Origin of the sequence: Desulfuromonas soudanensis (assembly GCF_001278055.1) — a bacterium.
GTDB classification, from domain to species: Bacteria; Desulfobacterota; Desulfuromonadia; order Desulfuromonadales; family WTL; genus Deferrimonas; species Deferrimonas soudanensis.
Genome location: NZ_CP010802.1, coordinates 127,324 through 141,458, shown reverse-complemented (window position 1 = coordinate 141,458; position 14,135 = coordinate 127,324). Strand labels below are relative to the sequence as shown.

At 57.8% G+C, this 14,135-nt stretch carries 13 protein-coding genes and 1 tRNA gene; 6 read left to right on the top strand and 8 right to left on the bottom strand.

Going from position 1 to position 14,135, the window contains the following annotated elements; translation table 11 throughout:
- Positions 1-7 precede the first annotated feature (7 nt).
- Positions 8-922 carry a GGDEF domain-containing protein gene (locus DSOUD_RS00635; protein WP_053549180.1) on the bottom strand — a complete coding sequence of 305 codons (915 nt, stop codon included), beginning with the start codon at positions 920-922 and terminating at the stop codon, positions 8-10.
- A 173-nt stretch (positions 923-1,095) separates the two neighbouring features.
- On the opposite strand from DSOUD_RS00635, the gene DSOUD_RS00630 reads away from it, so the two are divergent.
- Positions 1,096-1,731 carry a flavodoxin family protein gene (locus tag DSOUD_RS00630; RefSeq protein WP_053549179.1) on the top strand — a complete coding sequence of 212 codons (636 nt, stop codon included), beginning with the start codon at positions 1,096-1,098 and terminating at the stop codon, positions 1,729-1,731.
- A gap of 149 nt (positions 1,732-1,880) precedes the next feature.
- The gene (locus DSOUD_RS00625; protein ID WP_053549178.1) at positions 1,881-2,642 is read left to right on the top strand and encodes a M48 family metallopeptidase; all 762 of its coding nucleotides are present in this window, start codon (positions 1,881-1,883) and stop codon (positions 2,640-2,642) included.
- A gap of 79 nt (positions 2,643-2,721) precedes the next feature.
- On the opposite strand, the gene DSOUD_RS00620 is transcribed toward DSOUD_RS00625, so the two are convergent.
- Both DSOUD_RS00620 and yjjJ read right to left on the bottom strand, forming a co-directional pair.
- Positions 2,722-2,798: transfer RNA gene (locus DSOUD_RS00620), tRNA-Arg, on the bottom strand.
- Between the two features lie 44 nt (positions 2,799-2,842).
- Positions 2,843-4,207 (bottom strand): type II toxin-antitoxin system HipA family toxin YjjJ, encoded by a 1,365-nt coding sequence (yjjJ, locus tag DSOUD_RS17650; protein ID WP_082350984.1) that lies wholly within the window; start codon positions 4,205-4,207, stop codon positions 2,843-2,845.
- 832 nt (positions 4,208-5,039) lie between these two features.
- Between yjjJ and DSOUD_RS00605 the strand changes: the two genes are divergently transcribed.
- Entirely contained in the window at positions 5,040-6,239 is a 1,200-nt protein-coding gene (locus tag DSOUD_RS00605) for an AAA family ATPase (protein ID WP_082350983.1), read from the top strand.
- 449 nt (positions 6,240-6,688) lie between these two features.
- On the opposite strand, the gene DSOUD_RS00600 is transcribed toward DSOUD_RS00605, so the two are convergent.
- Positions 6,689-7,660, bottom strand: coding sequence for a DUF6635 family protein (locus DSOUD_RS00600; protein WP_053549175.1), 972 nt, complete (start codon positions 7,658-7,660; stop codon positions 6,689-6,691).
- Positions 7,661-7,823: 163 nt separating this feature from the next.
- Between DSOUD_RS00600 and DSOUD_RS00595 the strand changes: the two genes are divergently transcribed.
- Together DSOUD_RS00595 and DSOUD_RS00590 are read left to right on the top strand one after the other, a co-directional pair.
- On the top strand, positions 7,824-8,027 hold the full coding sequence (locus DSOUD_RS00595; protein ID WP_053549174.1) for a hypothetical protein: 204 nt from the start codon (positions 7,824-7,826) through the stop codon (positions 8,025-8,027).
- Positions 8,028-8,297, top strand: coding sequence for an OsmC family protein (locus DSOUD_RS00590; protein WP_082350982.1), 270 nt, complete (start codon positions 8,028-8,030; stop codon positions 8,295-8,297).
- Between the two features lie 146 nt (positions 8,298-8,443).
- Here DSOUD_RS00590 and DSOUD_RS00585 read toward each other — a convergent pair whose 3' ends face one another.
- Both DSOUD_RS00585 and DSOUD_RS00580 read right to left on the bottom strand, forming a co-directional pair.
- A complete protein-coding gene (locus tag DSOUD_RS00585) occupies positions 8,444-10,210 on the bottom strand; it encodes a hypothetical protein (RefSeq protein WP_157671688.1) in 1,767 nt (588 codons plus the stop codon).
- Positions 10,211-10,213: 3 nt separating this feature from the next.
- A complete protein-coding gene (locus DSOUD_RS00580; protein ID WP_053549171.1) occupies positions 10,214-10,438 on the bottom strand; it encodes a YgaP family membrane protein in 225 nt (74 codons plus the stop codon).
- 180 nt (positions 10,439-10,618) lie between these two features.
- Between DSOUD_RS00580 and DSOUD_RS00575 the strand changes: the two genes are divergently transcribed.
- Positions 10,619-11,257, top strand: coding sequence for a Crp/Fnr family transcriptional regulator (locus DSOUD_RS00575; protein WP_053549170.1), 639 nt, complete (start codon positions 10,619-10,621; stop codon positions 11,255-11,257).
- Between the two features lie 338 nt (positions 11,258-11,595).
- Here the strand turns inward: DSOUD_RS00575 and DSOUD_RS00570 are convergent, their stop codons facing one another.
- Positions 11,596-12,219 carry a hypothetical protein gene (locus tag DSOUD_RS00570; RefSeq protein WP_053549169.1) on the bottom strand — a complete coding sequence of 208 codons (624 nt, stop codon included), beginning with the start codon at positions 12,217-12,219 and terminating at the stop codon, positions 11,596-11,598.
- A gap of 163 nt (positions 12,220-12,382) precedes the next feature.
- Positions 12,383-14,125, bottom strand: coding sequence for a flotillin family protein (locus DSOUD_RS00565; RefSeq protein ID WP_053549168.1), 1,743 nt, complete (start codon positions 14,123-14,125; stop codon positions 12,383-12,385).
- Between the last annotated feature and the right edge of the window lie 10 nt (positions 14,126-14,135).

Here is a 14,135-nt window from a genome sequence, read left to right as displayed (position 1 = left end):
CCCGGGTTTAAACGCTGACCCGGTTTTTTCCGGCCCGTTTGGCCCGGTAGAGGGCCCGGTCGGCGGCATCGATGAGCGTCAGGACCGTTTCGCCGTCCTCGGGACAAGAGGCGACGCCGATGGAGATCGTCGGCTGCAGGCGGATGCCGTCTTTTTCGAGACGGGCCTCCTCGAGGAGCCGGCGGATCTCTTCGCCGACCTGAACGGCCGCCTCCTTGTCGAGGCCGGGGAGCATGGCGGTGAATTCGTCGCCGCCGAAACGACAGGCCCGCCCGGAATCGTGCAGGACGCGGGCGATCAGTCGGCCGGTCTCGCCGATGGCGTGCGCTCCGAAGAGATGGCCGTAGGTGTCATTGATCGGCTTGATGCCGTCCATATCCATCATCAGAACCGATAAGGGGGACTTTTTCCGGCAAGCCTGCGTCAGGGCGATGCTCAGGGCATCGTCGAAACAGCGCTTCGAATCGAGTCCGGTCAGGGCATCGATGCGCACCAGCTGCGAGAGTTCATGGTGGTAACCGAGGTCCATGGCATCGGCCATGGCGAAGCGCAGGACCGACTCCCCGAGGAAAATCTTGTCCCCTTCGAGGAGTTCCCACGACCCCTGCAGCGCCTTGCCGTTAATCCGGGTGCCGTTGGTGGAGCCGAGATCCTCCAGCACATAAGAGCCGTCCGGCCGCAGGGTGATCCGGGCGTGGCGCGAGGAGACCTGCATGTCCATCAGGCAGAGGCCGCACCCCTTGCCGCGGCCGACGACAAGCGCTTCGGCAATCGGCTGGTTCTGCCCGAGGTCGGCGCCGCAGCCGCGAACCACGGTGAGAAAGGCCTCCTTCTGTGTCGGAGGAATCGAGGGATCCCCCGGCATGAAAATCATCGTTTCCGAGTGCCGGTCTCTGTCTTTATCGTCGTTGGCCACCTTCATCCCCTCCGTCATGAGCTGCCCGAGTCTAGCAGATGAGCCCCCGGGACGTCTATCCCCTCTTGCTGAAGGGGTATCCGTCGCCTTGACAATCCCCGCCAAAGAGGTGATTCTTCACAGGGACGGGCTCCGATGGTGCCTGTCCCCTTGCATCCATTCAACAGGAGAAAAAAGCAATGAAAGTGCTGGCGTTTAACGGCAGTCCCAACAGTGAAGGCAATACCTTTCATGCCATCAAAATGGTGAGCGCCGAGCTGGAAAAGGAAGGGATCGAAACGGAAATCATCCAGGTCGGGAACAAGGCGATCCGCGCCTGCATCGCCTGCGGCCAGTGCTTCAAAAACAAAAACGAACAATGCGTCCTGCCGGGTGATGAGGTCAATGAGTGGCTGCAGAAAATGAAGGGGGCCGATGGCATTATCTTAGGCTCCCCCGTTCATTTTGCGGCCATGGGAGGGACGATGAAGTCGTTTCTCGACCGCGCCTTTTATGTGTCGAGCGTCAATGGCAATTTGCTGCGGCACAAAGTCGGTGCGGCCGTGGTGGCCGTACGACGCTCCGGCGGCCTGCCGACCTTTGACCAGCTGAACAATTTTTTGGCCTATTCGGAGATGCTTCTGCCGACCTCCAACTACTGGAACGTGATTCACGGAGCCCGCCCGGGGGAAGTGACGCAGGACACCGAGGGGGTTCAGATCATGCGGGTGCTGGGGAAGAACATGGCCTATCTGATGAAGCTGGTGGAAAACGGCAAGGGAACGGTCGAGCCGCCGGCCAGGGAGGCCAAAACCTACCTGAACTTTATTCGCTGAGGGTCCGCGGGTCCCAGGAGACGGATGAGCCACTCTTCTGACCAACCGAAGAAAACAGGGTAGAATATTGAATCCGAACCCGGTGCGGTTCACCGGTTTGACCCGTCCTAGGCGGAATCGCTTTTTGGGCTTTTTAAGGAGAGATTAAAATGAAAAATTCCCACCGATTTTTGACCGGACTGGCGCTGATCCTCCTGCTCGGCGGCTGTACGGCCGGCGGCGCTTTCGATGTGGAAAAAGCGATGGGGGTCAGTGGCGGGGCGCTGCTGGCTGCGACCCTCACCGAAGAGAGCGTTGCGCAGACGGCGACCTTGGCCGCAACGGAGCTGGACGGTAAAATCAAGGTCGCCGAGGCGAATAACCCCTATGCGGTGCGGTTGAATCGTCTGACGCAGGGGCTGGCGCACTACGATGGCTTGAATCTCAATTTCAAGGTCTATCTGGCTCCGGAGGTGAATGCCTTTGCCATGGCCGACGGGACCGTGCGCGTTTATTCCGGCCTCTTCGATGCCATGCCGGACGATCAGGTTCTGGCTGTCATTATGCATGAAGTCGGTCATGTCAAACTCAAGCACAGCTATCAGCAGATGCGGGAAAAAATCATCGGCGATACGGCCTTTCAAGCCGCCTCTTCCGTGGGCGGCTATATCGGCGCGCTGACGTCGTCCCAGCTGGGGCAACTCGGCTATGCGGCCATTCAGGCCCGTTATTCCCAGACCGACGAGCTTGAGGCCGACACCTACGCCGTCCGCGCCCTGCACAACCTGGGGAAAAATCCCCAGGCCATGAAGGCGTCCATTCTGACCCTGGAGGGTCTCTACGGCGCCGGTGGCGGCTTTTTGAGTTCGCACCCCTCGAACCCCCGGCGCCTGGAGAAGATCGACTCGGCCATTGCCAATCTCCCCAGGTAATTTCCGTTTTTTACGGCTCCATTTGTTTCAGTAAAATAAAAAGGAGGTTGCGACGCGCGTCGCAACCTCCTGTTCTTTTTGGTGCGCCCGGACAGATTCGAACTGCCGACACCCAGGGTCGAAGCCTGGTGCTCTATCCAGCTGAGCTACGGGCGCAGATGGTTTTTCAAATGGGGGGGAGCCCCTGCCGCAGCCTTCGGTCAGACTTTTTTGGTTATTATACGCGGAGCCGTCTCAAGTTTCTGCAGCACCGAAAAATTGTTCCGGCAAATGGCCTTGAATTCATCGGAGAGTCGCGGTTCGGCAGCTGCTCTATCCCAAAACCGAAGTGCACTTTGCAGCGCCTCCGGCCTGACATCGGCCGTTTCCAGGGTCATCGCTCCGGGGGCAAACTCCCGATGGGGAGTTTCGCCGGAAACCGGGCGATAGAGCATCGGGAGCATGTCGTACACCGGGGCCAGGGCGTAGAACCTCGAGCGCACACGGATAAAAGAGAGATTGCCCAGATGCATATCCGTGTTGCCGATAAGATCGCCAAAAACCTTCAGCCAGCGCATTTTCCGCGCATCCTCGGGAGAAATGACTCCGGCCCGAAGGAGTCCCCCGGCACATTTAGCCCAATCGCTTCCCATCCCCAGATATTCGCCATCGATTGCTCGCAGGGAAAAGAGGGAAGATCTTCCCGCACTGCCGATTCGATCGAAGCGGTCAACCTCAAGAAATACGCGGCTGTCAGCTTCGAGGATCCGACTCGAGGCAGAAGGGATTCCGGCATCCCGCACAACATCAAGAGCCAGATGCTCGCAGAGAAGGAGATCTGCCCAGCGTTGACCTTCTGCTTGAAGGATCGGCGGGGAAAATTTAACCAGCACATGACGGCGTTCGTCACCCGCCCGCAGCATCGCGGCAAACTTCGGCTGTTCCCCTCCCGCAGAAGAACCGGCCGGGTCTCCTTCCATGGCAGCTCTGGCGAGATCGGCGTAGACCTGTTGCCGGGCAGGCTCAGGCACCTCGGGAGACGGCTTTTGTGCGAATTTCAGATAACGTTCGATGGACTCCTCGCCGATGATCAGATTGCCGATATGATCCTCTCCGCGCCGGGACAGCGCAATCAGCACATCATCGTCAGTCCAATCAGTCAACTTTGCCGGAAGCCCCAAATCGGCCCCTTGCCCTTGCGCAAAGGCCCGTCCGACAAAACCTTCCGGGCGCATATCCTGAACAAACCAGGGGAGATAATCGAAAAGGCGACTCTCCTTTGCCGAATCTTCAGGTTCCCACCAGTAATGCCCGCCGGCAAGAGTCTGCAAAAGGCCGAGAAGGTGAGCATCTCCCGCTTCGTCAATGCGGTAAACGGGAAACTGGCTTGTGATGCCCCGCACAAGCCGAGGACGGGCATATCTTGTTGCCCGTCCCCGCCCCAGGGTTACGACCTGAGTGCCGAGTTCTCTAATGGCCCGGGAAAGCGTGGGCTGGCTGGCGCCGACGAGGGAAACAAGTTCCCTGGCTATCTTTGGCCCGGTCGCAAGCCTCTCCAATATTTTTACTTTAAGCTCTTCTCGCATTAAACATCCAGATGTGAATAGATTCTGAATAGATTATTACTGCAAAACAGCTCGTAACTACAACTAAAAAATGAATTTCGTAAGGAAAAATGAATAGAAAGGAGAGAAGCTTTGCGAAGGTCATGGGCTTAATTCAAGGTCAAGACCCGGGGGTCGCGGCCCCCGACGCCGCCCTACTCTTTTGTAAAGCGACTAAAGAGTAGGCAGAAAAACGCTTGACCTGCGGTCGGCATGGGTCGTAACGGTTCGGGAAGCAATGTCCATTTGATGCAGAGACGTCCGACGTGGCGGTTTAACCACCGGGTGCTCCTGCCGACGGCAGTGCGATCACATTCGTTGCCGCGGGCATTTTGTTGAGGGGCTGCTGGTTGAAAAGCAGAACCGGGAAAACTAGAACGAGTCCTCGGTGGCCGTTGCCGTGGATTCTGTCTTTGCTCCTGGCCTTTCAAACCAGAAGCCCTTTACTGAAATGGTTGATGCAACCCCCGCAAACGGAAAACCGGCGACCTGGAATCGAAGCTGAGGGACAAGACAACAACGACCGACTCTCAGCACCGCAGCAATTAACACGACCACCCCTCCAAGCCATGCCCACCGCAGGTGCAAGGCACTTTTTGCTTACTTTTTTGTTGCCGTCTGGACAAAAAGTAAGGCGCCTGTCGGGGCGCGTCCCGACGGTTTTATCCCTAAAACCCCTCCCTCAGTGGCGGCGCGGGACCACTTCCTAGCCTACCCGGGTTTTTATCTGGCGCTTACAGTTTATACAAAATTATTCGACATTATTCGGATAACACCGTATAAATTACTATAAATCCCTGCAGGAGGTACGCTGATGGATAAAATCAAGAACCCCTTCTCACCAGGCGCAGGCTCGCCACCTCCAGAGCTGTCAGGTCGCGACAGCATTCTGGAACAGGCTCATGTATTGCTCGGTCGCGTTTTGCAGCGGCGACCCGAAAAAAGCATCCTGATGACCGGTCTGCGCGGAGTCGGTAAAACCGTGCTCCTCAATGAGATGGAGCGCATGGCCCAGGGAGATGGTTATCGCACCATCCTCATCGAAGCCCATGAGGACAAACCGCTCGCCGTCCTTCTGATCCCGCAACTGCGCCGCCTTCTCTTCGACCTTGACCGGATCGCCGGGGCCGGAGACAAGGCCAAGCGGGGCATTGCCGTTTTGAAGAGTTTCATCAGTGCCGTCAAGGTGACCGTGGGCGACGTTGAATTCGGGGTTGATATCGATCCCGAGACCGGCGCTGCCGATAGTGGGGACCTGGAAATCGACCTTCCCAACCTGTTCATGGCCGTTGCCGAAGCGGCAGAAGAACGTCATACGGCCGTGGCGGTTTTGATCGACGAAATCCAGTATCTTGGTTCGTCCGAATTGAGTGCTCTGATCATGGCGATGCACAAGATGCAACAACGCCAACTCCCCTTGGTTTTGATTGGCGCCGGTTTGCCGATTCTTCCCGGGCTGGCCGGCGAGTCCAAGTCCTATGCCGAGCGTCTCTTCAGTTTTCCCGACATCGGCCCGCTGTCCGATAGGGAAGCCACCAGGGCCATCAAGGATCCGATTGTCGCCGCCGGTGAAAAGATTGAACAAACGGCTCTTCAAGAAATTTATCGTCTGACTCAGGGCTATCCCTATTTTCTGCAGGAATGGGGCTACCAGGCGTGGAATCATGCCGAGGCATCTCCTATCACCCTGGACGTTGTGCAGGAAACGACAACCCTGGTGGCCCGGCGCCTTGACGAAAACTTTTTCCGCGTCCGTTTCAATCGACTCACTCCGCGCGAAAAAATCTATATGCGCGCCATGGCAGAGTTAGGGGCCGGACCTTATCGCACTGCGGATATCGCCGAAACTCTCGGGGTAAAAATTACGACCCTGGGTCCGATTCGGGCCAGCCTCATAAAAAAGGGGATGATCTTCAGCCCTGCACATGGAGATATGGCCTTCACTGTGCCCTTATTCGACGAATTTATGCGCCGGGTCATCACTGACTTTGAAACGAAGCCGCCGCGCACATAAAGAACCGGCAAACATGAATATTCGAGGCATTTTGTCCTGCGAGCCGATCAGGATTTACACCGGCTGATTTCTGTCCCGACGTTGCGGGCGGGGGAGATTTCGAATGAGTTATTGCCTTAATATCAGGGACAAGACCCGGGGGTCGCGGCCCCCGACGCCGCCCTACTCTTTTGTAAAGCGACTAAAGAGTAGGCAGAAAAACGCTTGACCTGCGGTCGGCATGGGTCGTAACGGATCGGGAAGCAATTTCCCTTTGATGCAGAGACGTCCGGCTCGGCGGCTCAACCACCGGGTGCCCTGGCCCACGGCAGTGCAATCACCGTCGTTGCCGCGGGCACTTTGTTGAGGGGCTGCTGGTTTAAAAGCAGAACCTTTAAAGGCAACGACACAATCTCGGGGGCGCGACCCGACGGTTTTATCCCCGGAAAAATGAGTAGAAAGAAACAACCCTAGGTAGCGGCCCGAGCAACGCTCATAAGAATATCGAGAAAATCGAGCAGCCTGGCGACATATCCCTCCCGCAGGGCATAGGCCTCTTTCCCCTCTCCGGACAACTGGTTTTCGATGGCATTGACCAGTCGAGTGAGCTTCCGCTGGTGAAGCCCGAGGGCCTTTTGCACCGGGTCTGCAAGAATCCCGGAGAAGGCCGACACGACTCCCAGGGCCGCGGCAATGCCGCCCGTCAGGCCGACAATAAGCCCCGTGGAGGCGGCAGCCGCTCCGGGGAAAATCGCGTAGTATAGGCCGCCGATGGACTCGCCGAGAAGGAAGTTGGATACAGCCACGTTGTGGGCAATGGCCCCTGCCGTCGCCTGCCCCAGCCCCACGGCGCCGAGATTCACCCCTTTGTGCGCCGCCAGCCCGGCCGACATCCCCATGAGCGCCGCCGTCAGTTCGGAGACATCCTTGCGGTTGTCGACATAGGTGCCCAGTTTTTTCTCCAGGCTCATGCGTAAACTCGAATCCTTCGACATCTCGGCAAATGGCCGCAGGGTCTCCTCGAAGAGGTCGATCAGTGCTCCTTCTGCCAGGATATGAGTCAGCAGGGCGTTTTTTTCGGATTTGCGACCGCTGCACTCGTAGGGCAACTCGAGAAAGTCCGAATATAAAAGCCATTCAACCTCCCGCTCGACATCGGTGCGAAATCCCGGCGGTGCCGAACAGAGCCGGTCGGCCAGCGATTTCAGGCCGACCTTCCTTGAGGCCGCCCCGCCCATCTTCGCCAGAAAATAAACGGGCGCCCAGGCGATATTGGCCGGCGCTCTCAGAAGGTCTTTACCCAGGGCGCACCTGTTGATTTTCCAGGCGCCCTTGAAGGAGAAGTTTTTCTCGATAAACGGGGTGATGAGAAGACGGCGAGATTCGGCGTAGGATTTTATACCGGCCTTCACCGCTTGCTCGACGAGATGACGATTGTCCATTTGTGACCTCGATTTTAAGAGGGGAGGTGGTGCGATCGGGCCGGGAGATTGAAAAAGGTATGATGTCCCCTGATCTATTCCTTGTCAAGGTTCCGGGTTTGACAGGGCGGGGGCAGCGGGTAATGTCTGAGAAGAAACGAAGAGAGTCGACAAAGGAGGAGGGATGAAAGACGTGACCTATCTTTCAAAAATACGCATCGAACGCCTCCAGGGGCCCGATCGCCTGGCGTATCTGCCGGCGGAAAAGGAACCGGTCCGCTTCGGCGTGCACGGACCCGTCGCCGAGCACTACGGCCTCACCGCGGACAGGCTCCCCGAACCGCACGCGACCACACTTGACTACGTAGTCGCTGCCGCCGGTGGCTGACTGACCGGCACCCTGGGAGGCGCGCTGGAGGCGCGTCAAATAGATGCATCCAACGGCAGGTTGACCGCCGACGTGGAAGGTGAGATCGAAACCGAGAACAAGGTGCTGATCATCCGCCGGATCCGCGTCACCTATCATCTCAAGACGCCCGAGACGTCCCGCGAAACGGCGGAGCGGGTGCACCGCATCCACCACCAGTCCTGCCCGGTGTACATGTCGCTGCACAAGGCGATCGACATCAGCACTGAGCTGCAGATCGAGGCGGAATAGGGGGATTGTTTTTGGCCGGCCATCCCTGCGGACATTCACCATCTTTTCAACCTTGCAAGCCTGACCCTGAGCCCAGTTTCATCACCAAAGGAAAAGGGCCTGCGCGAATCGCAGGCCCTTTTTCGTCTTTGGGCGGGACGGGCGTCTTACAGGCTCTTCAGAAACTCCACCAGCGCAGTCTGTTCAGTGGCGGTCAAGGCAGGGATAGGATCGCCGAGGGTGGCCAGCAGGGCGACGACCTCCTCCAGGGAGGCAAGGCTGTGGTCATGCAGATAGGGGGCGGACTGGGAAACCCCCCGCAGCCCCGGCACCTTGATGCCGCCGGCCAGATCCCCCGAAGTCGCTCCCAGGGTAAAGGTGAAGAGGCTTCCCGCGGCATCGGTCAGATCGGCCGTGTCATGGCAGACATGGCAGTTGGCCCTGCCGAAGAAGAGCCTGAAGCCTTCCTCGGCCAGAGCCTCGTCGAAGGCTCCCGGCGGCGGACTGGCGAGGCTGCGCATCCAGGTCTGCAGGTCGAGGAGGTCCTGGGTGACGATGTCGTTGCCGGGAGCGGCGACCTCGGCGGCGGCCAGCGCGTCGAGCAGGGCCTGCGGCGGGGTGATCCGCAGTGCCGGGGAGAGGTTGCCCGAGACGGTGCCGAAGGCGCCGTTGGCGTGCATCACCAGGTCGTAGACCGCCTCCGCCTGGCTGGCCAGGGCATTCTCGCCGACGAACAGCCCGTCGTAGCCGAAGAAATACCCCTGCGCTTCGAGGTCGACGAAGTTCCAGAGCGGCGGATTGCCGGTGGGGTTGTCGGCATTGTCTTCAAGAGGGTTGTCGGGCAGGGCACGGATGTCGAAACGCCCTGGGCCCCAACTGTTCAACAGGTCGATGGTTGGCTGACCGGCGGTCTGGGCAAAGGGGGTGGCGGCGAGAATGGCGCCGGCGTCCATGGCGACGTTGGCCTTGCCGTCGACCTCCAGCGGTCCGATGGGCAGGGTCGTCGGACCCGCGCTCAACTGGAAGGTGGTTGGGGTCACGTTCTGGTGACAGAGGGCACAGGTGATGCCGGCGCTGGTCAACAGGTCGGGGTTGAGCGGATCTCCGAAAACCCCTTTCACTCCGACAACCGCCCCGGCCTGGAGCAGAGCCCGGGTGGTGGCGGGATCGGCCAGGGCGACGTCCTTGGCGTTGAGGTCGGTACCGGTCATGACGTCGACAATAGTCTGGGGAACCTTGGCCAGGTCGATCTGGACGCCAAGGGCCACCGCGTCGGTCGGCGGGAGACCGTTCAGCACCGTGTGCAGGTCAAGGACGCCGCCGAAGAAGTCCTCGTTGCCGAAGGTCCCGTTCATGAAGACGTCGAAGCCGGCCGTGACGCCGGGACCTCCGGCGGTCTGCAAGCTGCGGTGCATCACCCGGAAGATACCGTTGGGATCGGCAACCAGGGTGACGACGGTACTGTCGGAGGGGCGGAAGAAACTGGCCACCTGGCGCAACCAGACGGTCCCTGAAACCCTAGCGATCTCTCCTAGCTGCGGATGGACAGGCGCCGGGGCGGCCGCCATCTCCAGGATCAGGTCCTCGCCGATGGTCAGCGGCGCCCCGCTGACGCTGTTGAGGGCGATCGCGTAGGCGGTACTGGCCGGGGTCTGGTTGGCACCGGGGGCCGGCGAACCGGCGACCGGGGTGACCGTCAGGCGGGCATCCTCGCTGAGCGCCCCGGCAGGAACGGTCAGCGAAACGAGGGGGTTGGCAGGGTTGTCGGCAAAGGTTCCCCCCTGGGCCGCCGAGACCTGGGCTTGAATCACGGGTGGAACCACAGAGTCGTTGCCATCGCTGCCATTGCAGGCGGCCAGCAACAAGGCAAAAAGGAGGACTAGGGACATTCTCTGGAAATCGGAAAAGTTGCTCAAAAAACTTCTAGCGGACATGGTTCACCTTTCCTCTTCCGTTTGGTTGAGCCCCTTGCTCGGACATGTCCGGCATGCCGTGGAGATCCCCAGCAAACTGTAAAGGGGGCACCAGCCGATCGCTCCGGTCAGAAGCGGGATGATGCCGAGATACCCCCAGCCATGGCCGCCGACGACCCCCTGGAAGAGAAGAAAAAACCCTACCGAAATCCTGACCAGCCGGTCCAATGTTCCAACGTCGCGTTTCATGGTCAACCTCCCTGTTCACGTTTTTGTTTTGAGGTCAGTATAGGGACCATGCTTCAGCATGTCTGTGACTTTGTCACACACGGCCGTTGAGACGACAGGTGCTGTATTTGTCCGGGGTTTTTTCCTTTTCTAATGCTGCCTGGGATGAAATAGTATGTTTAAAAAAATGGAGCGAGGAAAATGGATACGAGAGTGACGGAAGAATTTATCTCCCTCTTCCCCCGGTTTCGCCGGGAAGGGGAACTCGTGGCGGAGATTTTGGCACATGCCCGTCGCCAGGCCTTCCAGGCAGATTTCCATCTCTACTGGGAGGGGGATTCGTGTTCAGCCATCGCTTTTGTTTTGGCCGGGGAGGTCAGGGTCTACCGGTGTGGGGAAAGCGGCCGGGAGATCACCCTGTACGAAATTGGTCCGGGCGAAACTTGCATCCTGAACGCCTCGTGCATCCTGGGAAACAATGCCTATCCGGCCAATGCCGTAACTGTCAGTGCCGGGGAAATGCTCCTCATCCCGGCCCGCGAGTTCCGTCGCTTGCTCGGGAACTACGAAGCCATGAGTGCCTTCGTCTATTCCCTCTTGAGCCAACGGCTGACCGAAGTCATGGAACTGGTCCAGGAGGTGGCTTTCGGCCGGATGGACGAGCGCCTAATCGAATACCTGGTCGAGAAGTCGGCCAACGGCATCCTTCATGCCACCCATCAGAAAATCGCCAATGACCTGGGCACCTCCCGGGAGGTTGTTAGCAGGCTGCTGAAGGACCTGGAGCGGCGGGAAAGGATTGTGTTGGCGCGAAATGTCATAACTCTTCTGACGCTGTAGGCATTTGCGGAAGTGCCCGTAACCTCCTGTTCTTTTTTGGTGCGCCCGGACAGATTCGAACTGCCGACACCCTGGGTCGAAACCAGGTGCTGGGTGCGGATTGTTTGTGATATTTGGCACCGGGATAATGATGTCGAGAGTTAAGGGGCATGGGGAAGAATGCGGAAGAATCATCGGTTGATAAGCATGACCCCTTTACTAGATTGAGACGACAAAGGCGACCGATTGGTCGCCTTTTGAATTAAGTATGGTGTCCCCGGAATTCCACACAGAACCTCCGAACTCCCCTATGAAATCAGTTAGTTGGTTCGATCCGACCCCGGAACCCTGTCTTCTTTTTAAGAATCAAGAAGCTTCTTCAGCAATTCAGCAGCGGAGCGCTGCAGGCTGACGAGTTCTGCGACAAAGTCCGTGTGCGCTTTTCCTGCCTGAGCTCGTGATAGAATACTGCGCACATCCTTGATCAATTCTCTGGCAGACAGCTCAAGCGCGGTGCGCCAACTGCTCAGGGATTCCAAAGACTCGAGGACAGCGTTTCGCTGCTGCTCGGCATCTTCAAGAGTCTGTGAATATGACTGAAAGGTAGCCTCGTCAGACCTCGTTGCTGCGAGCTGACGTCGTGCTGAGCTGATAAGATCCTCGTAAAGCTGAAGCAACTCCAGGAGCCGCTTTGCCTGCAGGCGCCGGTCCTTCTCCTCCTCGACTACTTTCATCAATTCATCGACAATTTTTGCGATGAGCAGCTTCATCGGCGCGTCGACGGACTTTGAACGCAGGGACCGGTCCGCTTGATGACGAAGCCTGTTGACTTCACGCTCCAGGAAAGAGTCCCCGTCAGGTGATTCAAAAAAATCAAGGACCTGACCTCTAGGTTTTGCAATGGCCAGCACCCGGATGAGTTGGACAACTCCAATCGCCGCAAGAATACTAAGGCATATTAAAATGAAGAGGGCGCTGATCATTGAAATTTGTGACCTCATTAATGTGGCACTCAATTTTGCAAGCGCCCCGTTTGCCCAGTATTCTGCCGTTCTTTCTCAAGCGAGAAAGGACTCCATCATTAACGACTCCGGGCAGTCTCTCTGATGAGGCTGCCCGGAGATGGTGCAAAGTCCAACTCTCGGCTTATGCCCCGGCGCCAGCCGAAGCGCCGCTGTCATCATCCTGTTTCTCAAGAGCCGCAAGCCCCTGACCTTTAAGGAGTCCGTTAAGGCCGGCCTCAGTCATGAGCTGGTCTACGAGGGGTGCCATTGCCCGATAGCGGAGCGCGCTGTTGACGACGCTGTCTGCGAGACCGGCGCCGCTGCCGTCTCCATTGCCGCCGTGGATCGCGGGTCCCATCCCGTCCATCTGCACAATTCGGATGCTATCGATGTTCTCCATGGGCTTAACGCTCTCGCTAATGATCGCCGGCAGCGTCTCAAGGAGTTTGATGCGAATCTGCATCTCGATTTGTGCCGGCGATAAGGTATTGGCCGCTTGGTTGATTTTCTGCTTGCCTTCGGCTTCGACCTGGTACATGCGCTCGTCGGCGTTGGCTTTGGCGAGCACGGCTTCAGCTTCGCCGGCGGCTAGAATTTTAATCGCGTCTGCCTGGCCTTGCGAGGACTTCCGTGCGGCTTCTGCATTGGCGGTTGCTGCCTCTTCTTCCGCCTTGGCGGCGACGGTAATGCCAATGGCTTCGCGTTCGGCCGTCCTGGCCGCTTCGATCAGCTCAATAGCTTTTTGGCGAGTAGCGATTTCGGTATCTCGAGCAGTGATAACCTTTTCTTCCGCCGAGATGGCCAGAGCACGAGCTTCATCGGCTTGTTTTTTCGCCAGGGATTGTTCTTTGGACTTTTCGGCGATGGCGATCTCCTGATCTTGGCGCGCAAGCTCGACTGCCTTTACCCGTCCAATTTCAGCTTGCTCGATCAACTTTTTTTTCTCAATCTCCGCGGCTTCGAGGTCACGAGTTTTATTGATGCGAGCCTCCTCAATCTGCCGATCTTTCTCGATCCGAGACTGCTCGATCAATCTTTCAGATTCGATGCGCGCCTCTTCTGCCTGGCGATTTTTCTCAGCCTGTTCTTTGGCCGTGAGCATTTCTTGTTCGGCCAGACGAACTGCAATCTCACGATCTTGCTCCATAGTCGCGTAAGCTTCTTCGCGGTCAATGGTCAGGCGAAACTGGGTCGTCTCCAGATCCTTTTGACGGATCTGAATCTCCGTATCTCGCTCGATATCGTTGCGCTTCTTCCTTCGAGCCTCAATTGCTTCGGTCATTTTTGTGAGACCCTCAGCGTCGAAGACGTTGGCCGGATTGAAATATTCTTTCTTGGTCTGGTCAAGACCGGTGAGGGAGACCGACTCGAGTTCCAGTCCGTTTTTGAGAATGTCTTCAGCGACCACGTTTTGGACCTTTTGCACAAAGCTGGCGCGTTGCTCGTGCAGTTCTTCCATGGCCATCTGTGCTGCGACCGAGCGCAGAGCGTCGACGAACTTGCCTTCGACCAACTCTTTGAGCTCTGTCGGCTTCATGGTCTTGGCCCCTAGCGTCTGAGCGGCGTTGGCGATAGCGTCCACAGAGGGCTGGACACGCACGAAAAATTCGGCTTTGACATCCACCCGCATGCGGTCCTTGGTGATCAGCGCTTCTTGATTAATCCTTGAAACTTCCAATCGAAGCGTGTTCATGTTGACATGGATAAGGTTGTGGAGGCCGGGCAGCACCATGGCTCCACCGTCTTTGATGACTTTCTGGCCGCCGAGGCCAGTTCGCACAAAGGCCAGTTCTTTCGTGGCCTTTTGGTACAGTCGAACAAGGATCGTGCCGACGATAACGATGGAGATAAGAACAATTGCGGCAAAAATTAATCCATCAAGCATTGCTGGCGCC

What these genes read in the sequence shown, in the direction of transcription:
- DSOUD_RS00635 (WP_053549180.1), bottom strand. Translation starts at nt 922, where the DNA reads ATGAAGGTGGCCAACGACGATAAAGACAGAGACCGGCACTCGGAAACG.
- DSOUD_RS00630 (WP_053549179.1), top strand. Translation starts at nt 1,096, where the DNA reads ATGAAAGTGCTGGCGTTTAACGGCAGTCCCAACAGTGAAGGCAATACC.
- DSOUD_RS00625 (WP_053549178.1), top strand. Translation starts at nt 1,881, where the DNA reads ATGAAAAATTCCCACCGATTTTTGACCGGACTGGCGCTGATCCTCCTG.
- yjjJ (WP_082350984.1), bottom strand. Translation starts at nt 4,207, where the DNA reads ATGCGAGAAGAGCTTAAAGTAAAAATATTGGAGAGGCTTGCGACCGGG.
- DSOUD_RS00605 (WP_082350983.1), top strand. Translation starts at nt 5,040, where the DNA reads ATGGATAAAATCAAGAACCCCTTCTCACCAGGCGCAGGCTCGCCACCT.
- DSOUD_RS00600 (WP_053549175.1), bottom strand. Translation starts at nt 7,660, where the DNA reads ATGGACAATCGTCATCTCGTCGAGCAAGCGGTGAAGGCCGGTATAAAA.
- DSOUD_RS00595 (WP_053549174.1), top strand. Translation starts at nt 7,824, where the DNA reads ATGAAAGACGTGACCTATCTTTCAAAAATACGCATCGAACGCCTCCAG.
- DSOUD_RS00585 (WP_157671688.1), bottom strand. Translation starts at nt 10,210, where the DNA reads ATGTCCGCTAGAAGTTTTTTGAGCAACTTTTCCGATTTCCAGAGAATG.
- DSOUD_RS00580 (WP_053549171.1), bottom strand. Translation starts at nt 10,438, where the DNA reads ATGAAACGCGACGTTGGAACATTGGACCGGCTGGTCAGGATTTCGGTA.
- DSOUD_RS00575 (WP_053549170.1), top strand. Translation starts at nt 10,619, where the DNA reads ATGGATACGAGAGTGACGGAAGAATTTATCTCCCTCTTCCCCCGGTTT.
- DSOUD_RS00570 (WP_053549169.1), bottom strand. Translation starts at nt 12,219, where the DNA reads ATGATCAGCGCCCTCTTCATTTTAATATGCCTTAGTATTCTTGCGGCG.
- DSOUD_RS00565 (WP_053549168.1), bottom strand. Translation starts at nt 14,125, where the DNA reads ATGCTTGATGGATTAATTTTTGCCGCAATTGTTCTTATCTCCATCGTT.